Consider the following 26176-nt stretch of genomic DNA (forward strand, 5'->3'; position numbering starts at 1 on the left):
ACTTAAATCACTTTATTATTCCAACATTCTTAAATAATTCTACACCTTCGTTTAGATATCTAGCTGCATCTGTGCTTCTGCTACCTTCGATATAGAATTTCCCAATCATTATAGATATCTCGGCTGCTCTTTTTATATGATTTTGCTCTTTTTCAAAATTCAGAGCATCAAGCAAGGTCTTTTCTGCTTCATTTTTGTTGTCTTCTAATAGATCGACTCTATATTTTAATAAATAATAATGACTTAATGCTTTATAATTCCCATCTTCTATGTATTCCAATATATTTCCTAAAACTTCTTTTGCTTTATTTACTGCTTTGAGCTTAATATGATTTTCACAAATGTTTGATAATGTCTCTATTAGCTTTATATCATTAGTCTTTTGCCTTATTTCCTTGGCTTTATTTAAATGTATAAATGATTCTTCAATGTTCTCAAATTCATAAAATAATTTTCCCAAATTATTTTCAATCTCGGAAACATAATTCAAATTATTAATTCCATTAAACACTTCTAAAGTAATGTTTGAATATTTTATAGCATTCTTAATATCACCTTTTTTATTATACTCATAAGCTAATAATAAAAGTGAATTGGCATATTCTTTTTTATTATCTATTTGCTTAAATTTTTCTTGAGCTAAATATGAATATTTTATCGCATTTTCTATATTTTCAAGTTTAAAATAAGTGTACCCTATATAATAATATATTTTACCTAATAAAAAATCATTTCCCATTTGGTTATCCATAAAAACTTTTTCGGATTGCTTAAAATAACTTGAAGCTGACTGATACCCCCTAAGTTCAAGAGTTATCACACCAAGTTTTAAAAAAGTTTTAATAATCTCTTCATAAAAGTTACCTTTAATAAAAATAGCATTTGATGAAAGAAAAACCTCTTGAGCCGCAGCAATTTCTTCCCTAGCCATGTAGATATCTCCTCTTAAAGATAAATTTCTGGCTCTTCTATATTCCAATTTGTATTTTTCAGAATAAAATATAGACTTCTCTATATTTTGTTCAGCCTGTAACAGCTCTCTATTTAATATATGTGCTTCAGCAATATTTTGATAAAACAAACAAATTTTTTCTGCTTGAGCTTCCTCTGACTCCATTAAATACTCAACAGCTGTATTTAGCGTATTTGCCAAATATTCTAATAAATCCATGCTAGGATTAGATTTCCCTGATTCAACAAGACTAATTTGTCCTGGGGTTATTCTGTTCCCTGCAAGGTCTTTTAATGTCATATTAAGCTCTTTTCTTTTCCGCTTTATCTTTTCTCCTAAAGACAATATCTCCATAATCACTCTTCCTTTACAATATGGTAATCTTTTAATCATCACCTGCGCAGCTGCTCATCTTCTTCGAAGCTGAAATACTATTAATTTAGTCAATCTTAGACAATTTTAATTTAATTATAACATAGTTTACCTTTATAATTCAAAATTTGTGAACAAATTTTGAATTATAAGCAATTAAATTAAAGACTCCAGACTATATATTTATTAATATAGTCTGGAGTCTTTAATTTGTTTATTATAAAATATGATCTTTCATACTCTCATACATGCCTTCTGCCATTTCACCAGTTTTTTTAGCTCTTTCTTTTATGCTTTTGTCCATGTTAGGAATCAACATTAAACTTGCAACTACTCCAATTACAGCCCCTGCTGCAATTGTCGATATAAATTTATTATGCATAAGTCTCACATCCTTTTTTATTTATTAATCTGTTCTCTAATAGGATGTTCATTTTTAAATTAATTAACCTGTTTTTTTTAAATTTAGTAATATATTCTTTAAAATAAATTTCTAATCCCTTTTTTCTACTTAATATCATAAAGTTTTTATGAACTTTATGAACTATTCTTAAGTTAAGAAAATCAAGAATAAACATCAGAAAGTTCTACTTGTATATTTTCATCCTTACTTCTTACATTACTATTATAAATCATATTTTCATGAAGTACCCTTTTTGCGCTAAGTCTAACTGTAAATTTGCTTCCTTTTCCAAATTCACTTTTAACACTAATAGTACCTCCATGCAATTCTACAATTGACTTAACTAAACTTAATCCAATGCCTGTACCTTCTGTATTTCTTGATAGAGATTTGTCTACTTGCTTAAATCTATCAAATATCATATCTAAATTTTTTTCTTCAATGCCAATACCATTATCAGATACCGATATCTCAACAAATTCATTTTTGTCTTTTACATCTACAACTATTTTATCACCAACGTCCGAGAATTTTATGGCATTTGAAATAAGATTCAATACTATTCTCTCTATCTTTTCTGTATCACAAGCAATATTTTTTTCTTCTACATCAGTATCAAAAATAATATCTAATCCTTTACTATCAGTTAAGTTAGTTACAGACATGACTATTTCCTCTACAACTTCAACTATGTTATTATTCGATAAATTTAATTTAAAGAATCCAGCTTCGATTTTCGATAAGTCTACTATGTTATTAATAATTTTTGATAATCTATATGAATTTTGTTTTATTGATTCTATATGTTTGAGAATAGAATCTTTCTTCTCATCTAAAGACCCACTACTACAATACATATTAAATAACTGAGCTGTTGCAAATATAACATTTAATGGAGTTTTAAGTTCATGAGACACGTTAACAAGGAATTCTCCTTGCAATTTCAGAGCATTTTCCATAACAATATTTGACTTTATTTCTGAAGTAACATCAATAATTAAAATTAATATTTCCTCGACTTCTCCATTTGGGCAAAGCATAGGCTCAAATATAATATTCCAGTATACCTCGTTTCCATTTACAAAATATTTTATTTTATTTAAATACTTAGTTTTCTTTTCATTTATTGCTTCACTAATAAACTTGTAATAATCACTAATTTGAGAAGTTTCAAATAAATCTTCTATTTTATTCTTTTCTATTTCTTTAATCGATTTAACATTAGGTCTAAACAATTTAATAATATTGAACGCCTTTTTATTAATATCCACAACCAATAAATCTGGGCATGATAATCTAACAACCGGTAAATCAAAAGTATTTACCATTCTGTTTAAAAATTCATACCGATTTTTTATAATTTCTTCATGCTTAAAATATTCTGTCATATCTTTGCTACAAAGCACACCTAAAGAGAATTTTCCATTCTCATCATAAATTGGTGTTCCACTAACATCTAACTGTAATGTTTTATGAGGGGACTTTACTAAAATTCTCATATTTTTAAATACTTCACCCCTCAAAACTCTGCTTGAGGGTATATTTGACGGGTCAATCTTATCTCCATTTATATCATAGAAATCAGATTCTCTATACCCCTCATTTATATTGTCCATACTATTATAAGATGAAAAAAACATTTCCCTTGATGTTTTGTTAATTAATGTATACTTTTCTTTACTATCAAAAATGGCAATAGAATCAGATATATTTTCTAAAACAGCTTCCAATTCTTTTTTTTGTTCTTCAATTTTTCTAGATTGTTTTATTGTTTGTGTAATATCATGAAAACATGATACTACCATGGTTATATCACCATTTGCATCATAAATTGGCGTTGAACTAATTTCTGCAAAATACTCTTTACTTGGATGGCGCACAAATATTTTAACATTATTAGATATTTCACCTCTTAAAGCCCTAACTGAAGGAAAATTTTGATATGGCAGCTCACTTCCTGCCATATCAAATACTTGGGTATTTTTAAGAGCATCCTTTAAATTAATTCCTATCCCTGATTGATAAATTAACCTCTTTGCCTCTGAATTGACCATTATAAATTGACCTTTATTATCCGCAAACATTACTCCCTCAGATAAATTTTCAATTATATTAACTAACTGAAAGTTATGTTGCTCTATACGGTTATTCTCCTTTTCTATTGCAGCATTCCGCTCACGTAACTTCTCATTTTCTTTCATTAGCTCTTTATTTAAAGCAGTTATTTTATTTAAAGATTTTTTTGTATTCAAATTAGTTCTTTTTATTAAAGTATTTCTTTTATTCAAATTTGTTATATTACTAAAAATCTTCCTCAATATACTCCCTCCATTTTCTTCAATTTATTTATATATTTTGTTTTAATAAATAAATTATAAAATCTGTTTTATCTGTGCTACTAAGATCATCTATTTTGCCACAAATTTCTTCTGGACTTTGTGAATATTGATTAAGAATATCATTAAAATCTACATCACTCTTTAGTTTAATATCTATATTAGAGCTAACATTAATGTTAGCTTTAACTTCAATATTAGAATTTACAACAATAATGTTTTTACCACATGAAGAAGCTATTTTCAAAATCTCCTCTTTTACATCAACACTTGCTACATTTATAATATTTTCCCTCAGCCATTTTTCTACAACTTTATCTGATTTTATTCCTAGTTTTTCTTTGCATTTTTCATCAACAAGTTCATTAAATAGATCGCCCGTATGACTATCCACCTTAACAAACATAACGTCTATTCCACTATTCATTAATTGTTGCATTTTCTTGTAGTACTCCTTTGATGATTCCTCTTTCCTCTCCCAGAAACCTGTAGCATGGTAACAAATCCCTACATAATCATGAAATATCACTACTTTTTGTTGCCCTGTGCGCGCTGCATATTGACACCCCTTTACAGCGCCCTCCAGTTCTCCTGCTATTTGCCTTATATTCTTAGCCGAATCACTTTTCCCTGCACCACTTTCTATATGTAGAACTATATCATTTTTTACAGCTACCATTCCATATGAATATTCCTCAGTCGTAGAATTATAACTTCCATCTACATAAACATGAAGACATTCTTTTGGATAATTATCATCAGTTTTTTTAAAAACATTCTCATCACCTGCTAAAAACTTTTCAGCTTCTTTTACATCCCCAAATGACTTGTATTTAGCACCTTTTACACCTTTTACATATTTTAAGCACTCTGCCCAAGTGCCAACAATTTTATTTTCTATTTTTTTACTATTAGTAGAATCAAATCCTTCTTTTATAGCATAAACTTTCTTACCCATTTTAGACATTCTCCTTTTTTAAAGCTACCCTACAAGTTTCATAATAAAGATTACATTGTATCCCCTTATAACTATCCTATATAAATTATACAACAAATGATAAATATAGCAATTACATTCTTTTTACATTATTTACATTACCAAATTCTATTAGGTTCGGTGGACAAGACCTCAGAAAGATATTATAATTACCCATATAAGTTGCTATTACAGCAATGTACTTCACACGTCATGTAAAATTTGTAAACTATTTTACTAAATATATAACTATATTAATATATACTACTAAATAAATTAATTTTCAAAAATACGAAAAAATATATTTACCCCATGAAAGGATGGTGAAGATGCGATTCCACAACTTTTCTAAAAGTATTGTTGTTTTATCGCTTCGATCATATGAATAAAATTAAAAATAAGTATATTTTGATTCCTGTAATCACTGCAATCTTTTCATTAGTATGCCTGATTTTTGTGAGCAATACCTTTAAACCATCTAAAAATGTACCATACACTGATTTTCTTAAAGATTCATCGTCACAAACTATCTCAACTGTGTACGTAACAACCTCTCCTAAAATTCAAGTAAAACTTAAAGATGGTTCTATTTATGAAACTGATAATCCAAGAACCAATAATTTCAAAGAAAGTCTACTCAAAAACGGAATAAATGTTTCTGAGCAAACTCTAACAAATCCTACTCAAATAGCATCAATAGCCGGATTTGTTATTTCACTAATAATACTTGTAATTATGGCTTTTAAATCTACAAAAATAAAGTCTAAAAGCATGTTCTCAGCTTCAAACCTTGATGTTGATGCAGTAGAAGATATAGGTTTTAACTTTGGTAATGTTGCTGGTAATGAAGAAGCTAAAGATAGTGTACAAGATGTTGTAGATTTTCTAAAAAACCCTGAAAAATATTCAGCTTATGGTGCTAGAATGCCAAAAGGAGTTATTTTATATGGAGATCCAGGTACAGGTAAAACCTTACTTGCAAAAGCTGTAGCTGGCGAAGCAAATGTACCTTTTTATGCAGTATCCGGTTCTGATTTTGTTCAGATATATGTAGGGGTTGGAGCTGGAAGAATTAGAAATTTATTTAAGAAAGCAAGAAGTCATGGTAGAGCAGTTATATTTATTGATGAAATCGATGCTATTGGTAAAAAAAGAGACAACGGAAGTGGTGGCGGTTCTGATGAAAAAGATCAGACACTTAACGCTCTTTTAACTGAAATGTCTGGTTTTAATGAAACAGAAGGCATAATTATAATTGCAGCAACTAACAGACTTGATATGCTAGATGAGGCTCTACTAAGACCCGGTCGTTTTGATAGGCATATTGAAGTTACATTACCTGATGTATCTGCTAGAGAAAAAATTTTAAAACTTCATTTAAAAAATAAGCCTATTAAAGATATAGATTATTCTGAATGGGCTCACAAAACTACATCTTTTTCCGGTGCAAAACTTGAAAATTTAACAAATGAAGCAGCTATTATTGCATGCAAAGACAATGCTGTATTTATCGAAAATAGTCATTTAGATAAAGCGTATTCTATAATGCTAGCTGGTTACGAAAAAGTTGATAGAGATTATATTAAAGATGAAGATAGAAAAATAACTGCCTTCCACGAAGCAGGACATGCTTTGATTTCACTTAAGATGTTGCCAAATGATAAAGTATCTAAAGTGACTATAATTCCAACTACAAAAGGTGCAGGCGGTTATACATTAAGTATTCCTGAGGATACTCTATATCAGAACAAAGAATATATAAAAAAGAAAATAATGGTACTTTTAGGTGGTAGAGCTGCTGAAGAAATTATTTTCGGAGCAGGCAATGTAACCACAGGTGCATATAATGATTTGCAAAAAAGCACTCAGCTTGTAGCAAACATGGTTACTGAATACGGAATGGGTGACTCTTTAGGTCTACTTACTATGGGTAAACTAAGAGAATCAGGATTTACAAATCAAGAAGCAGTCTTCTGCGAATGTAAAAAGCTAATTTCAGAATTATATGAGGAAGTTAAAATAACCTTACAAGGCAAAAAAGATACCTTAGAGGCAATGACAGCTTTATTAATTGAAAAAGAAACTATTTATCATGAAGATTTAATTAAAGTTTTTAATGATAAAAAAAGCATCATTGCATAAACTTTCAGCACATTGAAATAAATAATTAAGCTAGTATATAAGCTTATTATTTATTTCAATGTGCTTTATTAACCTTCTGCTCTAAAACTTGCCAAATATGCTATGATCATTCCCCCAAGAAGTCCACCTACATGTGCAAAATTGTCTATATTAGGTAACGTTGCTCCGATAAATATATTAATAAATATAACAGATAATATACTTCTTATAAACGAATTCCCAGTTTTACCTTTAGATTTAATTGCGTAAATAAGTACTGCTCCAAGTAGTCCAAAAATTGCACCAGAAGCTCCGATAGAAACACTTGTTGAGAAGACATAACTAAATATAGATGCGCATATCCCAGCAACAAAATAAATAGCAATAAACTTAGCCTTACCATAAACCTTCTCAACCATTGGTCCTATAGCATAAAGTGAATACATATTGACACCTATATGCACAATCCCTCCATGTAAAAACATACAAGTCACGAGCCTATAATACTGTCCCTCGGCAATTAGGGTATTAACCTTAGCCCCTAGCAAAATCAGAACATTGGTATTACTATTAAATATACTACCCCCGACACTATAACTCATATAAGCTGAAACTAAATACATCATAATATTTATTGCTATAATCCCAATTGTAATCCAAGGTCTATCCTTAATATCTATTTTTTCATTGCTACCTTTTAAATTATTATTGCTCATCACAGAAGCTATATCTTGAACCACTTGCAAATTTGCATTTTCTGAATAGTTTACTTTTTTCTCTGATATATTAACTCTAATAAGTGGTTTATCTAACAAATTATTTGTTACAATAGCTTCTTTAATTTGCTCCCCCTTACCCTCATTCTGAGAAAGTAGTATATATATGTTAGTTTTGTCATCTGGAATATTATATAACTCCAATTGCTGTACACTATTAAGCGTCATAAATATTAACCGATAATTTGTAACACCTATAACTTTGCTTACTGTCCAAATCTCAGAATTGCTATTTTTACTTTTTATATTCTCTAATAAATACCCACGTTGCCTTGTTAACATATTTATAATAGATTTTATATTTTTTTCTTCCATATCTTGCTCCTAATCTAGTTTACATTTTTTATATTACCGAATGCACTCTAATATTATGACACTTTAACAAATCTATTTCATAAAATTTAATAGGTTCTCTAGTTTCATTTTCATACAGTACTCTTATTATAGGTCTATCAGGAAAATTTTTGTTTTGTTTAATTACATATCCTTCAACTCCATTGGATAACTTTAAGCAACTACCTAATGGAAAAACCGAAAAAGTTTTTTTGAAGTGATTCACTACTTCTTCATCAAAATCATTCCCACATCCTGCTAAAATTAGCTCATAAGCATCCCTTGGGTTAAATCGTTCTCTATAACATCTATTATTGAGTGCATCATTATAAACATCGCAAACACCAATTATTTTTGCAAACTTTGAAATTTCATTATTAATAAGTCCATAAGGATACCCACTCCCATCAACTCTTTCATGGTGACATTCTACGGCTTCTAAAACTTCACATGACATAAAAAAATTCTTTTCCAGAATTTCTTTCCCATATATAGGATGCATTTTGATTTCTTTAATCTCTTCATCTGTCAATTTCCCTGTTTTAGTTATGATATTTTTATCTATTTTAGTTATGCCTACATCATGAATAATTGCATAAATTCCCAGTTCTTTTAATTCATTCTCTGAAAAATCCATTGAGATACCTAAAAAAATCGCCATAATTCCAGTATCTATGGAGTGAAGGTAGAAATAGTTATCATAGGTTTGAATGTCATACAAACTTTTGTTTACTTCACCCATCACAATAATATGATTAACTAAATTCGAAACAACTGATAAGGATTCTTCCGCTACTTTTTTATTCGCACCAGTTACATTTTTCATTATCTTAACCATATTTTTCATAGTTATCGCTTTTAAGTCACTTAGTTTTTCATCTTCTACTGATATATCACAAAGCCTAGCATCCTCCACATAAACATAGAAAACACCTAACTCTTTTAGTTTTTTAATATACAACTCGTTTAATATAACTCCGGTTCTTAATAATATGCTTCCGCTATTTGTAAATATATTTCTTCCTAAAACTTCGCCAACCTTTATTTTATTAATAAATTCAAGTCTCATGGCCACCTCTAATATTTTCTCATTAGTTTAAATATATTTATTTATATTCTTCTTCTTTATCTTTAATTTTTATAAAAACTTTTTTAAGTTCTTGTTTTATTAATTCACATATTTCAATTATAGCTTCACGAACAACCATATGATCATCAGAATATTTGAACTTAACGAGCCAAGTTGGGTTATATTCATCATCTATAGCTTCAACAATATACCCTTTAGCTGTAAAAGCTTCTTCATTAAAATAGTCATAAATTGCCGTGAATTGCCATTCCTCAACATCGTCATGAGTATCAAATGTCAAGTTAATTAGTTCCCCGAAGTAATTTAATTTTGTAACAAATTCCGCACCCTCAGAAGTTTCATAACTACCAAGTTCTTTAACAAATTGATTAGTTTCTTTATCTATTTCCATTAATACTAGTGAAGAAAATTGCATAAAAACTCACCCTCTCTTATTTTTTACATTTTTTAAATTCTTTACACTCCTTACAGATACCCTTTAAAAAAACATGACTTTCTGTAAGAGTTATTCCCGTCTTAGCCTTTATCTGTTCTTCTATTTGAGGTATTGGACAATCTATAACTATTTTTTTATGACATAATTCACACTCAATTGTATGTTTATGAGCATTATTATTTATAGTATAGTTATACATATTGTTTCCCAAATCGAACTTATTCAAAATCTTTTTACTCTCTAATAAATCCAGGGTTCGATATACCGTTGACAAATCTGTTTTTATGTCCTCTTTTTTTAGCAGTACATATATAAGATTTGCATTTATAGCCTCAGTACTAGAAAATATGATTTCTAGTATGCTTTTCCTAGCATTTGTAACTCTTATGTTATTCTCTTTTAAATATAAAATTATATCCATATCCATCACCTTACTACATTATTATAACAATTATAATATACCTCAATCTGGTCATGAATACAAGTTATGCTTATAAAAGATGCCCCTACAAAAGTAGAAGCATTTTGAAAATCCACTATCACTTATTCTACTGTTTAATAAGTATATTTATTTTATTTCCTTTAATACTGCTACTAAATAATCCCACATTCTATCTGTCGACGAGATGCTTAGATGTTCACCTGGTGTGTGTACATCATAAATATTAGGTCCAAAAGATATTTGATCAATATCGCCCTTAAACTTTTCACTAAATAGTCCACACTCAAGACCTGCATGTATAGCTGATATTTCAGGACTTGCTCCAAATAAATTATTATACACTTTTTCAAATATTGGTTTTATCTTAGAACTAGTATTATATTCCCATTCTGGATAGTCAGATTCAAATTCAATTGTAGCTCCTACCATTTCAGCAATTACTATTGTTTCATCACATATTGCTTTTTTTAGACTTTTTACGGAACTTCTAATTGCTGAGTCGAATTCAATATCCGTATCACTTGTAGTAATAACACCTATATTGGTTGAACTTTGAACAAGTCCTGGAATTGCCATACTCATACTTTTAATGCCATTTGGAATTAAAAAAAGTATTTGAAGCGCTTTTGTAGTTGTGTCATCAGAAAAAATCCTAGAAACTTTATTTTCTAGCACTTCAATATCTAACTTAATACTTGGATCGATAGTATTTAATTCATTTTGAAAAGTAGCATTCCATTGTGACAATTTTTGAGATACTATATCTTTATCATTTTCCCTAAACAATATAGTAGCATCAGCATCACGTGGAATTGCATTGTTTTTAGCTCCGCCACTTATAAAGTTCATTTTAAAATCTATAACTGATCGTAAATCCATTAAGAAACGTCCCATAAGTTTATTAGCATTTCCTCTTTCTTTGTTAATTTCCATTCCAGAGTGACCGCCTTTTAATCCTCTTAACTTAATGTTACAAGATATAAAGTTTTTATCTGCCTGCTGCCAAGTTATTTTAAGTCTTATTTTTTCACGAACCCCACCTGCGCAACTTACCAAAAGTTTTCCTTCTTCTTCTGAATCTATATTTATAAGTATTCTTCCCTCTAAATTATTAGGATCCAGTGCCTGGGCACCAATCATACCTACTTCTTCCCCAGTAGTTACGAGCAGCTCAATTGGGGGATGGGAAATATCATTTGACGCAAGCACTGCAAGACTCATTGCTACAGCAATTCCATCATCCGCTCCAAGTGTAGTTCTATTTGCCCTTAAAAAATCGCCCTCTACAATAAATTCAATAGGATCTTTTAAAAAATCATGTTTTGATTCTATATTTTTTTCACAAACCATATCCATGTGACCTTGAATAATTATATTTGGAGAATTTTCATATCCTACAGTACCTGGTTTTTTAATTATTACATTTAAAGCTTTATCCTGAATGAATTTTAAATTATATTTCTTTCCAAAGTTAACAAGCCAATCACTAATTGCTTTTTCATTTCCAGAACCTCTTGGGATCTCATTAATCTCTTTAAAATATTTAAACGCATTAAATGAATTTAAATCCTTTAATTTTTCTAACATGTTTATCATCCTTTCTTTTAAAAGCCATTATTTTAAGTAGAAATATTCTTGAAATTAAAAGAACATCATCTTAAGTCCAAATATTATTAAGATTATTCCTCCGATATAGTCAGCATACTTCCCAACAATTTCTATTTTTTTTAAATATTTAGATATTATAAAAGCTATTATTACCATTACTAGCGTTACTAATCCAATAAATAATGTATCTTTTAATAATATAATATTTGTTATATCACCTAATACCGTAAAACCTATTACCATGGCATCTATACTTACAGATATTCCTAAAATAAAATACATCTTAGGTTTAAGTAGTGGGCATGTTCCTTGATTTTCTATACCTTCCTTAATCATAATCACTCCAACTAACGATATAATTATACCACCAATTATGGTTGGCATTGAAGCTACATATGTATTAAAAAGAAATCCTGCATAAGCCCCTACATATGATAATGAAAATTGAAAAAAGGCAAAAGAAATTATAAATCCTATCTTGTTTGAAAACTTAGTTTGGCTATTTAATCCTATACATAAAGCCACTCCAAAAGCATCTAAAGATAATGCTAATGCTATTATAAATAACGGATAAAAATCCATGTGTTATTTGGCCTCCCAATATTATTAGTTATATATATTTAATCTAATTTATTTATTATTATTCAATATATAAAAATTTATGTGTATAACTTTCCATATACTATTATTGATTATACAATCTTCATTGTCAACCATGTTTTAGCCACATAATAGATATTGATAAAATTAATTTTAATGATTATCACTTGTATATATTACGTTTTCTAGACTATAATATAAAGGATATTATACTAGGAGGTGTTGTAATGCTTTCAATATACAGCAGTGCAGAAAACAAACAACTTACAATGCACGAAAATATAGAGCCAGGTTGCTGGATTAACCTGATAGACCCATCAGATGAAGAATTAATATTTATTTCTAAAAAAGCTAGTGTTCCCATGGATTTTTTAAGGGCTGCTTTAGATGAAGAAGAAACCTCACGTATTGACATAGAAGAAGATTGTACATTAATTATTCTAGATATACCTTTTACAGATATGGATGATAATTCTTTAACCTATGACACTTACCCCATAGCCATGATACATACTGACAAAGTTATAATTACAGTTTGTTTAAAAAACAGTAAGATATTATCCGATTTTGGCGAAGGAAAAATCAGCTCCTTCTTTACTTTTAAACGTTCAAGATTTATGCTCCAAATTTTATATAGAATTGCAAACTATTATTTAGTATACCTAAGACAAATTGATAAAAAAAGCTATATAGTAGAAAAACAACTACATAAAACTTTAAGAAATAAAGAACTTATTCAGCTATTAGCTCTTGAAAAATCTCTTGTATATTTTTCAACTTCCCTAAGAGGAAATGAAATTACCTTAGAAAAAATGCTTAAACTAGACATTCTTCAAAGGTATGAAGATGATAAAGACGTCTTAGACGATGTTATTATTGAAAACAGACAGGCTATAGAGATGTGTACCATTTATACTAATATTTTAAATGGCACTATGGATGCCTACTCTTCAGTTATTTCGAATAAACTTAATGTAGTAATGAAATTTCTTGCAGCTATTACTATAGTTATGGCTATACCCAACATGATTTCCGGACTATTTGGTATGAATGTAACTGGAATTCCATTCGGCGTTACTGGTATCGGTCTAGGATTTTGGTATATTGTTGCACTAATTGGCCTTATAGTTGTAACTGTTATTTATTTTCTCAATAAAAAAGATATGTTTTAATAATCTTAAGGTTTATAACTAATTACGGAACATTTTAGGATCTTTTTCATATATTGGTATAGTAGAAATATTTGAAGGGAGCCTTTTATGTTTTATTGCCCAAATAATTACAATGACGTATATTCTTTATATAGAGAACTCCCTATGGATAGGGTAAGCCCTATGATTTCATATATAAGAGTTCTTCATTCTTCACCTAAATCCCCAGCTGTTGATGTATATATTAATGACATGTTAAAATTTAAAAACCTTACCTATGGTTCTTTTACAGATTATATAAAGGTTATGACTGGTAATTACAATGTAAAATTATATGCTGCTGGTACTAAAATTTCGCCGGTACTTAATAAAAACATCTTTGTTCCATCTGGAAAAATATACACAGTTGCAGCTATTGGACTATTGCCAAATATCGATATATTACTTGTTAATGAGCCTAAAATTATAGACCCTAGTAATATGGTCTATGTTAAATTCGCTCATTTATCACCTAACGCTGGTGCTGTAGATATTGCATTACCAGACGGCACAATTCTATTTGAAAATATTAGTTACAAACAACTTACTGATTATATACAGGTGCCTGCTGGAACCTACACGTTAGAGGTTAGACCTACTGGCACTAAAACCATTGCTTTATACGTACCTAATATAAATCTTAAACCGGAACGTTTTTACACTGTTTATGCTATAGGTCTCGCTGGTGATCGTCCAGGTCTTCAAGCTTTAATTCCATTAGACGGTAGTTCTTATTTAGACTTACGTAACGAATAGCTATTAATATTTTATAGCTTATATCAATAATTCCGTCTTTCTTTAAAACTTTTTGCTTTATCATTCTCTAGCCTTTGACAAATAACTAGTATATTTTACTAGTTATTTGTTTTATTTTGCTTATTGATGTGTTTATAATAAGATGTTATAATATTGTCAGCTGATTGTATATACACTAGAATATACATATGTAATCGTATTGAATAACAGCTGATGTCTTTGCTCTAAAAAGTATTTATATCTACAACATAAAAAAGTATATTTCATTAGGGGGAAAATTCATGGGTAAGTTCAAAATCATTTTAAAGAAAGCTTTAAAACGATATTTCTTAGATGCTTTAAGTGCAATGGCATTAGGCCTCTTTGCTTCATTAATCATCGGACTAATATTGAGTCAATTCTCAAAAATTCCTGGACTTAATTTTCTTAAAGAGTTCACAGAAATCATTTCAGCTAAATCTCCTGTAGTTGGCGCCGCTATTGGAGTTGCCGTAGCTTGGGGTTTAAAGGTCACTCCGCTTGCAATGTTCTCGTCTGCTGCTACTGGTGCCTTTGGATATATGTATATGGGAGGCGGTCCTGTTGGAGCATTCATTGCTGCAATAATAGGTGCAGAACTTGGAAACTTGGTCTCTGGAAAGACAAAACTCGATATCGTAATAGTTCCTATTGTTACTATTATAACTGGAAGCATTGCAGGTAAATTTGTTGGACCTTATATTTCAACCTTTATGACTGATTTGGGCGCATTTATAAATTCAGCTACAACACTTATGCCTATACCTATGGGCATTGCGGTGTCTACTTTAATGGGACTAGCACTTACTGCTCCAATTAGTAGCGCTGCTATTGCAATTTCACTAAATATGTCTGGCCTAGCAGCAGGCGCTGCTACAGTTGGCTGTAGTGCTCAAATGGTAGGTTTTGCTGTTGCTAGTTATAGAGAAAATAAATTAAGTGGTTTATTATCACAAGGACTAGGCACGTCCATGTTACAAGTGCCAAACATAGTAAAACGTCCTCAAGTTTGGATACCAGCAACCCTTGCAGGTGCAATACTAGGACCTTTATCAACCACGATTTTCGCAATGACAAACAATTCACTTGGAGCAGGTATGGGTACAAGTGGTCTTGTAGGTCAATTTGGAACCTTCGCAGCTATGCAGGCAAGCGCGCCAACCTCTGTGATAGTTTTAAAAATATTATTGCTACATTTTATAGCTCCTGCTGCTTTGACCTTACTTTTCTCAGAAATCATGAGAAAAAAAGGTTGGATAAGAGAAGGAGACTTAAAGCTGAATGTTTAGGCTAATGTTATAACAAAAGAATCTAGAGGCAAAATGCCTCTAGATTCTTTTGTTATAATATTTAATTATATAAATCACTATATATTATTTTAAATACCTCTAAAGCTTCTTCAATTTTACCACGCATTAGGTATTTCTTATTTTCTAATTCGCTTAAACCTTCATTGGTTATCTTATATATTTTCTGTGCTTTTTTTGAATCATTCCACTCTCCAACAACCAATTTTTCTTTTTCTAATTTCTTTAAAAGGGGATATATTCCTCCTGTACTAGGAATCCAAAAACCATTTGTTCTATCTCCAATTTTATGAGATATATCATTTCCATTAGTTTCGCCTAAACTTAGAATATATAATACGTACAAAGGTAGTAGTCCTTTTGTGAATACTTGACCAACCGCTTCTTTTTCTTTCTGAACTTTCCGAAGCTCTAAGAGCTTTTTCTTGTATTCAACGTACAATCTCTTCTCCTGCGCTCTAATGTCTATCTCATTTTCTTTAGTTCCCATATCATCCATTTTTATTTAAGGTTCCTCTATACAAACCATTCCTACTAACCCTGGTCCACTATGAACTCCTGATACAGGACTTATACATCCTCCAAATTCTATTGAAATAGCGTTTGAATGAGTGCTTATTCTTTCCATTACTTTTTTACTCTCGTCATATGCATCACCATGTAATATATAAACTTTACACTTCTTTTTATCTAAAATATCATTTGTAAGCTCTATAAGTTTATTAAGAGATTGCTTTCTACCCCTTACTTTGTAAGCGGTGCAATACTTACCGTCAGCATCAAATGATATTATAGGTTTAATATTTAAAAGTTCAGCTATTGTTCCTGCAACTTTTCCTATTCTTCCACCTTTTTTTAAATACTCCAGCGTTCCTACTACAAAATACAAATGTATTCTCTTTTTAATAGATGGAATAGCGGAAACAACTTCCTCGAAACTCTTTCCTTCTTGTATTAATTTTCCGCATTCTGTTACTATTAATCCTTCACCAAGAGCAATAGATTGTGAGTCACATACATGAGTAATGATACTTGGATGATTTTCACTAGTAAGCTTCATAGCATTAAATATACCTGATAACCCAGTAGATAATGTTATTGCTATAGCATGCGTATATCCCTCTTCTTCTAATTTTAAAAATAATTCCTCCATATCCTTCATTGATGGCAACGATGATGTAGGCACTTCTATTTTCATATTATCATAAACTTCTTGTGAGGTAATATCTATATTATCCGAATATTCTCTATCAGAATAGATAATCCTAAAAGACAATACATTTATATTATATTTTTCTATTGCTTCACTTCTTAAATCACTTGTAGTGTCTGTTATAAGCGCTATTTTATCCAAATTAACCCCTCCTACATTAAATAATATCATTATTATATCATAATGATTTATGTGTATCAATAGTGATACATAAACAATCGTATCTACTAATCTATCCAAACAATTAGAATTATATTCATTTAAGCAAAAATATTACTATTTGTCCCTACTCTACGCCCATATCTTTACTGCCTAGCCTAATATTTTTAAACACCGTTATCAATTTTTCATTTCTTTCATTATCCTTAATTGCGAGCCTTATGTATTGATTATTAAGTCCTCTAAAATTGTCTACTTCTCTTATTACAAACCCTCGTACTAGACATAGTTTATAAAGCTCCTCTGAATTTAGTCCCCTTTCAAAGGTATGTCCATCTAATTTACATAACACATAATTTCCAAAGGTTGAAAACACTTTATTAATAAAGGAAATATTCTTTAATAATTTCATGAATCTAGGCCTTTCCTCCCTTATCCATTCTTTGCTTTTTTCAATATATAATTCATCCTTTAACACATGGCATGCAGCAACCTGTGCAAAACAATTTATATTCCAAGGATTTTGTTTATCTTTCATTCTTTTTATTAAATCATTGTTACTACTTATTCCATATCCAAATCTTATACCCGGCATAGCAAAAAACTTAGTTAAAGCTCTTATTATAAATAAACATTTGTAATCTTTAACTTCATTTAAAAAACTATGCCCAGCATCCCCCGTAAATTCAATAAAAGCCTCATCTATTATTATCACTTTGTTATTACTATCACAATATTTAAGAATTTTATGAAACTCATTTTTATCAATAATGTTCCCATTAGGATTATTAGGATTACCTAAAATTAAACCTTCTACATTTTGTAGTTTATTTAGAATATCTTCATAATCATAAGAAAGCTGATCATATTCATGCTTTAATAATACGTTTTCATCCTTATTCTGTTTTAAGTAAGAAAATTCTATTCTACAGTTCCACCTTTTAGCATCGATTTCATACTCTACAAATGAAGGCACCACAATTAATAAGCTTTTATGACAAGATATAACTAAGTCAATTATTTCTGCGGCTCCATTCCCTAAAACAAAATATTCCTCTGAGCAACCGGTATATTCATTTAGGGATTTTAACACGTCCCTATATTGAATATCTGGGTACCTTGTTAATGCACTTACTGCTTCATTAACATTATCAGTAAAACTTTTAGGCACCCCTAATGGGTTTATATTAGAGCTATAATCTATTAATTTTTTGCCCTTAAGTAGTCCATTAGTATAAACATCTCCACCATGTATCATTGAATTGCTCCCTTCTCCTGTACAATTTCCACTTCTTTTATAATTTTACTTTCGAGTATCATAGCGAAAATTTAAATACCCTTATGAGTTTTGCATGCATTCATAAACCTTTTATTAATTACATCATTAATATGTTGTATATAAATGTCTTGAATATCGCTATTTTCTCCCAGTCCATGTAAATATATTTTAACTTTGAAACCTTCTTTTACTAAAATACTCTTCCAGGAATTTTTAGACTCTCCCGCCATGTCATTTCTTACATGCTCCCCTGCTACTAGTAGCAGGGGCATTAAAATAACCTCTCTGCTTGATTGTGCTATAATATTCGGCATTATTCTATCCAAAGTTGGATACCCCTCTACCGTTGCTAAATGAACATTTTCAAAGCCTTTATCCCTTAAAACTCTTTCAAAGTAGCAATATGCTGCATTCGCAATATGGCTTGTGCCGTGTCCCATCAAAATCACTGTATCACTTGGTGGTAATTGCTTTGAAAGAGCAGTAAGCATTATAGCATAATCATCTGGTACACCAGGTTCTTCTCCTTTAAAATTTATAAGTGGTCTTCCTATCACAATATTTTGGAATGATTCAGATTCTTTATACGTATTAACTACATCATTTATGTAATCGAATTCAGACCCAGGAATAACATGCAAAGGTTGAACAATAACATCGTTATACCCTTCATTTTTTAATTTTTCTAAAGCCTCTTCTGGTGTATCTATATAAATGTTGTCTCTCTTTTTAAGCACTTTAAGAATAACATGCGATGTAAATGCTCTTCTTATCTCATAACCCACAAATGTATTTTTTATTTTTTCTTCTATTTTATCAATAGTTACTTTTCTTGTATCACAATATGTAGTTCCAAAGCTTACAACTAAAATTGCCTTCTTCATTTTTTCTTCCGCCTTAATAAATATTTTTATGATTTTATAGATCGCTTGCAATTATTAACCGTCCTCAATTAGGTATTATTTCTCCCGTTTTAAACCTCAGTTCATTCCTATAAATAGAACTATAACTAAAATTTCAACCAATTCATTATTAGCTCCTAAAGTATCGCCAGTAAGTCCCGTAATTTTGCTCTCACAAAACTTATTAAAAAGGAAACTAAAAATTAGTGCTGATACTATCAGTATAATACTTTGATTTAACCCTATTAATAAAGTCCCAAATACAATAGTTATAATTGCTGCAATCACTAGTCTTTTCACATCAATATTACCAATAAATATGTTCCCTGATCCTGTTTCCTTAGCATTTTTTCCTATAAAACATATAAAAACAACAGAAAATCTTGCAATTATTGGTGTAGCAATTAATATAAGTGGTAAATTTATTCCTATGACAGTGCTCACTGCAACATATCTCATCAACATATCAAAAACTACGGCTATAGTAGCATACGTTCCTACTGTGCTGTCCTTCATGATTTCTATTATTTTATGTTTATCACCTTTAAACGAAAAGAAACCATCACAGGTATCTCCAAGCCCATCTACATGCAACCCTCCAGTAATAACTATTGGTATAATAACTACAAATACTGCTGTAATATTTATAGGCAGCACTTTTATCAACAAATAATAGATTAGCCACTGTACAACACCTACAAATAACCCAACTACAGGAAAAAATATAGATCCACGCCTAAAGTTTTCCTTATCACAATTTAAACTTTTATTTATAGGTATCCGTGTAAAAAACTGAAAAAATAATAAAAAATCATTTATATATTCTCTTATCATATTCGCTTGCGAAGGTCTCCCCTGCAAAGCTCACCTCTTTTCTAATAAAAATGTTCAAATTAATTTTAAAATAATTCACAATAAATTAAATATGTATAATTGAATCAATATATAAATTACCATATTCATATTTTATAATACTTATATCTCCATTTTTACATCCAAATTTCCAAAACAAATCTATGTTTTCATCCATGACATAACAATATATTGCCCTTATGACCCCCGCGTGTGCACATATTAAAATATTTTCTTCATCTAACTTTTTAATATGGTCCATAAAACTCTTAACCCTTTCACATAACTTTATGTAACTTTCGCCGTTAGGTGGCACAAATTCTTTCCAATTGTTTCTCCAGCACAAACATTCCTTAGGGTAGGCGGACTTAATCTCCTCATAAGTTTTTCCTTCAAAATCTCCAAAGTTAGTTTCATTTAATCTATTGTCTCGAATAATTCCTATTTCCTTTTTCCCTATCGCTAATCTAGCCATTTCCAAAGTTCTTACTTTATCACTAACATATACACCATCCAATTTTACATCATTAAAGAATATTTTAGCTTTATTTCCTTGCCTTACCCCAATTTCATTTAGGCCTACATCTAAATTGCCATAATAAGAACCTTTTTTATTTTCCTGAGTCTGACCATGCCTTAATAAATAAATATTCATAATTCTACCACCTAAATTCTACCCTACGGTATTTCTACGGGATTCTCCCTTATATCTATGTACTTTTTACTATCAAGTGTTGCATCCTCAAAAGTTCCCATATTATCCATTGTAAACAGCGCCGCCTCAATTATATTAAACGCAAGAGGACACCCTGACCCCTCCCCGAGTCTCATATTCAAATTAAGCATTGGCTTTAATCCTATTTCATTCATTATAAAAGTCGCTCCTGGCTCTGCTGACAGGTGAGATGCAAATATATACCCTATTACTAGAGGGTTTAATTTGTAAGCACACAGCGCCGCTGCAGAAGCTATAAAGCCATCAATAACAATAGGAACTCTGTTCTTAGCTGCTGCTAGAAAGCAACCACATAGTCCTGCAATATCAAATCCTCCAACTTTTGACAATACGTCAATAACATCGTTTTTATCTGGCTTGTTCAATTGGATTGATTTTTTAATAACTAATTTTTTATTAATGAATTGCTCCTGCGTAATTCCAGAACCCTTACCCACTGACATTTCTACTTCGAGTCCAGAAAAAACACTTAATATAGCAGCACTAGTGGCGGTATTTCCTACACCCATTTCTCCTGTACCAAATAAATCATAACCCTTACATACTAAATCATCAATTGTTTCAATACCAACTTCTATAGCTTTTATGGTCTGCGCCCTTGTCATAGCAGGCCCCTTCATCATATTCATGGTACCGTATGCAATTTTTTTATTTATAATTTTAGGATTATTAAAATCAGCGTCCACACCTACATCTACAACGGTAATATCACTTCTAGCAAATTTTGATAAAACATAAACACCCGTAATTTCTTTTGTGAAATTATTAGTAACTGTAGCCGTTACACTTTTAGGACAATTAGATACTCCCTCCTCCACAACCCCATTATCCGCGCACAATATCACTACATTTTTTTTATTTATCTTATTATGTACCAATCCCGTAATTCCAGCCATCTTGGCTATAATATTCTCTATTTCACCAAGACTTCCTATTGGCTTTGTTAAACTATCAATTCTATTCCACGCCTTTTTTATAGCCTCCTTATTTAGTGGCTCTATTGCCTGTAAAGTACTTTCTAGAAGTTCCATTTGTTTAGCCTCCTAACAATCTATCTAATCTCATCATAAAATTTTAACGTAGCGCAAAGGAAAGATTATAACTATATTATTATTCTTTATTTTCCTATAATAAGAATATTTTAATTAAACACGCCTTCATAATATTCTATTCTAAAGAGAATTTTTTTTCAAGGATTGCAAAAATTTATTTTAAGTAGTTAATCTAAAACAAAGCATTAATTATTAACCCTTCCCCTTAAACTTAAAAGATAAATAGTTAAAACAAAAAAACAAGAACAATTAAATGTCCTTGCCTTTAAGTATTGTGCAGTTATTAATGTTTTTTATTAATTTATATCATTATCGTCAATAACTGGCAAACTATCTAAGTTATTAGCCTTATTTTGATCTGGTAGACTTCTTAAGAATTCTTCACCTTTTTTTGATGTTGAGACAGAAACTCCACTTATATTCCCCTGTTTCGAAAGCAACACAGCTTGTTCTTTAGAAACTATCTCTCCGTTTTCAAGTTCATATGCCGTGATTTCTCCTTGACTATCCTTAGCCACTCTACTAATAACATGTGTTGAATTTTGGTTTTTATTCATAATAACACTACCTTTCTTATTTAAATGCATAGACTAAGCATTTTTATTGAAATATACTTAAGCATTATTAAGTATGCTATAAAATAAAGTATCATCATATTTAGTTTTACCAATTTTATAAATTTTATGAGATATATTATATGAATATTTGTCAATAATATGGAGAGAGTTATTGCAAGTTATTCGCATTTAGGTGTATACTATTTGTTGCTACTATTATTAGTTAGAATAATGATTATACGATATTTCATAATTAATTCTAAAATAAACAGTAGTTCTTAATCAGGAAATTATAAGGAGGATTTAAATGATTGACATAAAGAACTTATGTTTTACATATACAAATTCAAAGGCCTACATACTAGATAATGTTAACCTTAAAATCAAAAAAGGTAGCTATGTATCAATTTTAGGTGAAAATGGTAGTGCTAAAAGTACTTTAGTTAAACTAATATTGAATTTATTAAAACCTAATAGTGGCGAAATTGTCATACTTACATCGAGAATAGCATATGTAGCACAAAAAGTTGAAAATTTTAATGCACAATTTCCTATAACGGTTTATGAGATGCTAAATTGCCATAGACGGGTACTAAAACTTAAAGATAAAAATCTTATTATAAAAAGTTTACAAGCTGTAGGCATGGAGGCATATTGCCATACTCTTATTGGGAATCTTTCTGGAGGTCAGCAGCAAAAAATATTCATTGCTAGAAGTTTAATAGGTGACCCCGAGCTACTTATTCTAGATGAACCCTCCACCGGTATAGACGTACAAAGCATGGAAGATATATATGGTATTATTAAAGGATTAAATGTTAACCTAGGTATTACAGTTATTTCTGTTGAACATAACATAAAAGCGGCCCTTGAGAATTCAACTGATATTTTTGAAATGACTAACGGTAATGGAATACTTTACACTATAAATGATTATTTAAATAAATCAGCTAAAGAAAGGGGGTAAAATCATTTTATGTTTGAATATGGTTTTATGCAAAATGCTTTAATTGCATCAGTTTTAATTTCTATTTTATTCCCAATCGTAGGTGTTTTTCTTGTACTAAAAAGATATTCCATGATGGGTGATACTATGTCACATGCCTCCTTCGCAGGAGTTGCTATCGGCTTAATTCTTGGATATAATCCTATAATTTGTGCTTTTATTTTTACAGCTCTATGTGGCTTATCCATTGAATTTTTAAGAGATTATTATAAAAAATACGCAGAATTGATTTTGGCTATTATACTTACCTTTAGTGTGGGTATTGGAATAACTCTAGTAAGTACAGGTAAAGCAGGTGCTAACGTTAATTCTTATCTATTTGGAAGCATTCTGACTGTTACAAAAACAGATTTATACATAATGCTTGTTCTTAGTATTATTTCTATAATAACTTTATTTTCTTTATATAACCAATTGTTATATATTACTTTTGATGAAGAGGGTGCTAAGGTTTCTGGTGTAAAAGTTAAGGTAATAAATTATGTTTTTGCTCTACTTGTAGGGGCTACTATTTCAGTCTCACTAAGAATACTTGGAATACTTGTTATGTCCTCAATGATAGCTTTACCTGTGGCTACATCACTGCAGCTAAATAAGGGCTTTAAACATACTCTAATTTGCTCAATAATGTTTGGATTTATCGACATAATTTTAGGACTTATTCTATCTTACTACATAAACTGTGCCCCTGGAGGAACTATAGCTCTAACTTCCGTATTTGTCTTAGTTTTTGTAATTGGAATCAAAAAATTATTATCTAAAGTTTAATGTATAATATATTGACATTACGTAGTGATAAATATATAATATTAATAAGTTTTAAAAAATTATAATATTTCTAAAAGTGATGAAAGAAATAAAAATACCGAGTTTCTATCCACAGAGAACTAACATTTGGTGAAAGTTAGTGTTAGTTAGGTATAATGATCCCTCTTGAGCGCCAATTTCAAAGATTTATTCTGTAGATGAGGCCGGTTGTCACCGTTATATGACTAAAGTTAAGTAAACTATTAGTGTACTATACAAAATTTACTTTGACTTGAATAATGAGGTAATTTAATAAATTACAAATTAGGGTGGTATCACGTAAAATATAATCTTTCGTCCCTATGAATATATAAATATATTCATAGGGACGAAAGATTTTTTTATTATAATGTTTTTAAAGACTTTACGATGATTTCAAAACTTAAAATTTACAAAAATATGTTAAAAAAAGGTAGGTAGACTAATAATGAAAAGAGATAATTTTGGTTCAAGATTTGGTGTTTTAGCAGCCGCCGCTGGTTCAGCTGTAGGTTTAGGCAACATATGGAAATTTCCTTATATAACCGGCAAAAACGGAGGTGCCGCTTTCATTTTAGTATACCTAGCATGTATACTATTAATAGGTCTTCCTGTAATGATTTCCGAATTTGTTTTAGGTAGGAAAACGCAAGTTAATGCCATCGCTGCATTTAAACAAATTGAGCCTAAAAAGCCTTGGTACTTAACAGGTGTTTTATCGGTTTCCACTGCATTTATAATATTATCTTTTTATTCTATAATTGCAGGATGGGTTTTTTCATATATTGGCAGGTCAGCTATGGGAACTTTAATAACTGTACCTCCTGATAAATTAACTGATTACTTTGGAAATATTGCAAGTAATCCAATTGAGCCATTACTCGGAAGTTTTTTAGTTTTAGCACTAACATCTTTAGTTGTAATTTTAGGAGTTAAAAGTGGAGTTGAAAAATACAGCAAAATATTAATGCCACTATTGTTTTTTATAATCGTTATATTAATGTTTAGATCTTTGACATTAGATGGCGCTTCAAAAGGTGTTGAATTTCTGTTTAAACCAGATTTTTCATTACTAACTACTAAAGGAGTATTAGAAGCTTTAGGTCATGCTTTCTATTCTCTAAGCCTTGGCATGGGCATAATACTTACATACGGAAGTTATATTGATAAAAAGGTAAACATTGTTTCCTTGGCAATTCAAGTAACTATTGCCGATACTCTAATTGCTTTAATGGCAGGCCTAGTAATTTTCCCAGCAGTATTCGCGTATGGACTAGAACCAACCTCAGGTCCATCCTTAATATTCATAACTCTTCCCGCAGTATTTAAGGCTATGCCTTTCGGAGCAGTTTTTGAAACTTTATTTTTTCTTTTAGTTGGTATTGCCGCTATAACTTCAACAATTTCTCTTTTAGAGGTTATTGTATCTTTCTTTACAGAAAAATATAATGCTTCAAGAAAGAAAGTCACTATTTTAACCGCCTTATCAGTTTTTGCTGTATCAATACCAAGTACTTTATCTTTTGGAGTTTGGAGTGATATCAAAATATTTGGTAAAAACTTTTTCGATCTCTTTGACTTTGTTGCCTCTAATATCTTCTTACCCACGGCTGGAATATTGATATGTATTTTTGTTGGTTGGGTTTGGGGTAGTAAAAATGCAGTTAAAGAAATTACAAGCAATGGATTATATTCATTTAAAGTTGAAAAACTTTATAGCTTCATAATTAAATTTGTTGCCCCTGTTTCTATAGGTATAATATTATTATACTCTACAGGAATTATTAATTTAGGTTAAATCATCACCTGCGGAGCTGCAGTATTAATAATCACTAAAATAAAAGCTATAGGGGACATCTTTTCTGTCTCCTATAGCTTTTATAAACTATATGATGTTTATCCGCTGGCTTTCCACAGA

The 26176-nt window shown here is 30.2% G+C and carries 25 protein-coding genes and 1 other annotated feature; of the genes, 7 read left to right on the top strand and 18 right to left on the bottom strand.

Going from position 1 to position 26176, the window contains the following annotated elements; genetic code table 11:
- Window positions 1–7 precede the first annotated feature (7 nt).
- From ACREVX_RS14040 to ACREVX_RS14055, 4 genes are all read right to left on the bottom strand, one after another.
- A complete protein-coding gene (locus tag ACREVX_RS14040) occupies window positions 8–1306 on the bottom strand; it encodes a helix-turn-helix domain-containing protein (RefSeq protein WP_431544866.1) in 1299 nt (432 codons plus the stop codon).
- A gap of 235 nt (window positions 1307–1541) precedes the next feature.
- A complete protein-coding gene (locus ACREVX_RS14045; RefSeq protein ID WP_431544818.1) occupies window positions 1542–1706 on the bottom strand; it encodes a hypothetical protein in 165 nt (54 codons plus the stop codon).
- 182 nt (window positions 1707–1888) lie between these two features.
- Entirely contained in the window at window positions 1889–4045 is a 2157-nt protein-coding gene (locus ACREVX_RS14050; protein ID WP_431544819.1) for a PAS domain-containing sensor histidine kinase, read from the bottom strand.
- 28 nt (window positions 4046–4073) lie between these two features.
- The gene (locus ACREVX_RS14055) at window positions 4074–5021 is read right to left on the bottom strand and encodes a ribonuclease H1 domain-containing protein (RefSeq protein ID WP_431544820.1); all 948 of its coding nucleotides are present in this window, start codon (window positions 5019–5021) and stop codon (window positions 4074–4076) included.
- 399 nt (window positions 5022–5420) lie between these two features.
- On the opposite strand from ACREVX_RS14055, the gene ACREVX_RS14060 reads away from it, so the two are divergent.
- The gene (locus ACREVX_RS14060) at window positions 5421–7181 is read left to right on the top strand and encodes an ATP-dependent metallopeptidase FtsH/Yme1/Tma family protein (protein ID WP_431544821.1); all 1761 of its coding nucleotides are present in this window, start codon (window positions 5421–5423) and stop codon (window positions 7179–7181) included.
- A 68-nt stretch (window positions 7182–7249) separates the two neighbouring features.
- Here the strand turns inward: ACREVX_RS14060 and ACREVX_RS14065 are convergent, their stop codons facing one another.
- The 6 genes from ACREVX_RS14065 to ACREVX_RS14090 form a co-directional block, all read right to left on the bottom strand.
- Window positions 7250–8251 carry a rhomboid family intramembrane serine protease gene (locus ACREVX_RS14065; protein ID WP_431544823.1) on the bottom strand — a complete coding sequence of 334 codons (1002 nt, stop codon included), beginning with the start codon at window positions 8249–8251 and terminating at the stop codon, window positions 7250–7252.
- 28 nt (window positions 8252–8279) lie between these two features.
- Entirely contained in the window at window positions 8280–9338 is a 1059-nt protein-coding gene (locus tag ACREVX_RS14070; protein ID WP_431544825.1) for an HD-GYP domain-containing protein, read from the bottom strand.
- A 37-nt stretch (window positions 9339–9375) separates the two neighbouring features.
- Window positions 9376–9774 carry a DUF6762 family protein gene (locus ACREVX_RS14075; RefSeq protein WP_431544826.1) on the bottom strand — a complete coding sequence of 133 codons (399 nt, stop codon included), beginning with the start codon at window positions 9772–9774 and terminating at the stop codon, window positions 9376–9378.
- Between the two features lie 16 nt (window positions 9775–9790).
- Window positions 9791–10216, bottom strand: coding sequence for a Fur family transcriptional regulator (locus tag ACREVX_RS14080; RefSeq protein WP_431544828.1), 426 nt, complete (start codon window positions 10214–10216; stop codon window positions 9791–9793).
- A 147-nt stretch (window positions 10217–10363) separates the two neighbouring features.
- Entirely contained in the window at window positions 10364–11824 is a 1461-nt protein-coding gene (locus tag ACREVX_RS14085) for an aminoacyl-histidine dipeptidase (RefSeq protein ID WP_431544830.1), read from the bottom strand.
- A gap of 54 nt (window positions 11825–11878) precedes the next feature.
- Window positions 11879–12427 (bottom strand): manganese efflux pump MntP, encoded by a 549-nt coding sequence (locus ACREVX_RS14090; protein WP_431544832.1) that lies wholly within the window; start codon window positions 12425–12427, stop codon window positions 11879–11881.
- Between the two features lie 245 nt (window positions 12428–12672).
- On the opposite strand from ACREVX_RS14090, the gene ACREVX_RS14095 reads away from it, so the two are divergent.
- The 3 genes from ACREVX_RS14095 to ACREVX_RS14105 all read left to right on the top strand — a co-directional run bounded on the left by ACREVX_RS14095 (window position 12673) and on the right by ACREVX_RS14105 (window position 15698).
- Entirely contained in the window at window positions 12673–13617 is a 945-nt protein-coding gene (locus ACREVX_RS14095) for a magnesium transporter CorA family protein (RefSeq protein ID WP_431544834.1), read from the top strand.
- 87 nt (window positions 13618–13704) lie between these two features.
- The gene (locus tag ACREVX_RS14100) at window positions 13705–14391 is read left to right on the top strand and encodes a DUF4397 domain-containing protein (protein ID WP_431544835.1); all 687 of its coding nucleotides are present in this window, start codon (window positions 13705–13707) and stop codon (window positions 14389–14391) included.
- 281 nt (window positions 14392–14672) lie between these two features.
- The gene (locus ACREVX_RS14105) at window positions 14673–15698 is read left to right on the top strand and encodes a PTS sugar transporter subunit IIC (protein WP_431544836.1); all 1026 of its coding nucleotides are present in this window, start codon (window positions 14673–14675) and stop codon (window positions 15696–15698) included.
- Between the two features lie 61 nt (window positions 15699–15759).
- Here ACREVX_RS14105 and ACREVX_RS14110 read toward each other — a convergent pair whose 3' ends face one another.
- From ACREVX_RS14110 to ACREVX_RS14145, 8 genes are all read right to left on the bottom strand, one after another.
- Window positions 15760–16206: a PadR family transcriptional regulator gene (locus ACREVX_RS14110; protein ID WP_431544868.1), complete on the bottom strand. Its 447-nt coding sequence runs from the start codon at window positions 16204–16206 to the stop codon at window positions 15760–15762.
- Window positions 16207–16221: 15 nt separating this feature from the next.
- Entirely contained in the window at window positions 16222–17070 is an 849-nt protein-coding gene (locus tag ACREVX_RS14115; protein ID WP_431544837.1) for a DegV family protein, read from the bottom strand.
- A 145-nt stretch (window positions 17071–17215) separates the two neighbouring features.
- On the bottom strand, window positions 17216–18346 hold the full coding sequence (locus ACREVX_RS14120; protein WP_431544838.1) for a pyridoxal phosphate-dependent aminotransferase: 1131 nt from the start codon (window positions 18344–18346) through the stop codon (window positions 17216–17218).
- 71 nt (window positions 18347–18417) lie between these two features.
- Window positions 18418–19251, bottom strand: coding sequence for a sirohydrochlorin cobaltochelatase (locus tag ACREVX_RS14125; RefSeq protein WP_431544839.1), 834 nt, complete (start codon window positions 19249–19251; stop codon window positions 18418–18420).
- 96 nt (window positions 19252–19347) lie between these two features.
- Complete coding sequence (gene cobS, locus ACREVX_RS14130; protein ID WP_431544870.1) at window positions 19348–20100, bottom strand: adenosylcobinamide-GDP ribazoletransferase; 753 nt, start codon at window positions 20098–20100, stop codon at window positions 19348–19350.
- Window positions 20101–20188: 88 nt separating this feature from the next.
- A complete protein-coding gene (gene cobC, locus ACREVX_RS14135) occupies window positions 20189–20776 on the bottom strand; it encodes an alpha-ribazole phosphatase (RefSeq protein ID WP_431544840.1) in 588 nt (195 codons plus the stop codon).
- Between the two features lie 23 nt (window positions 20777–20799).
- On the bottom strand, window positions 20800–21888 hold the full coding sequence (cobT, locus tag ACREVX_RS14140) for a nicotinate-nucleotide--dimethylbenzimidazole phosphoribosyltransferase (protein ID WP_431544841.1): 1089 nt from the start codon (window positions 21886–21888) through the stop codon (window positions 20800–20802).
- A gap of 317 nt (window positions 21889–22205) precedes the next feature.
- Window positions 22206–22466 (bottom strand): DUF3892 domain-containing protein, encoded by a 261-nt coding sequence (locus tag ACREVX_RS14145; RefSeq protein WP_431544842.1) that lies wholly within the window; start codon window positions 22464–22466, stop codon window positions 22206–22208.
- Window positions 22467–22773: 307 nt separating this feature from the next.
- Between ACREVX_RS14145 and ACREVX_RS14150 the strand changes: the two genes are divergently transcribed.
- The 3 genes from ACREVX_RS14150 to ACREVX_RS14160 all read left to right on the top strand — a co-directional run bounded on the left by ACREVX_RS14150 (window position 22774) and on the right by ACREVX_RS14160 (window position 26056).
- Complete coding sequence (locus ACREVX_RS14150) at window positions 22774–23433, top strand: metal ABC transporter ATP-binding protein (RefSeq protein WP_431544843.1); 660 nt, start codon at window positions 22774–22776, stop codon at window positions 23431–23433.
- Window positions 23434–23442: 9 nt separating this feature from the next.
- Entirely contained in the window at window positions 23443–24240 is a 798-nt protein-coding gene (locus ACREVX_RS14155) for a metal ABC transporter permease (RefSeq protein ID WP_431544844.1), read from the top strand.
- A gap of 70 nt (window positions 24241–24310) precedes the next feature.
- Window positions 24311–24584 (top strand) — a binding site (T-box leader).
- Between the two features lie 122 nt (window positions 24585–24706).
- Window positions 24707–26056, top strand: coding sequence for a sodium-dependent transporter (locus ACREVX_RS14160; RefSeq protein WP_431544845.1), 1350 nt, complete (start codon window positions 24707–24709; stop codon window positions 26054–26056).
- The last annotated feature ends 120 nt before the right edge of the window (window positions 26057–26176 follow it).

The organism is Clostridium sp. (genome assembly GCF_050717545.1).
In the GTDB taxonomy this organism is placed as follows: domain Bacteria; phylum Bacillota; class Clostridia; order Clostridiales; family Clostridiaceae; genus Clostridium_AD.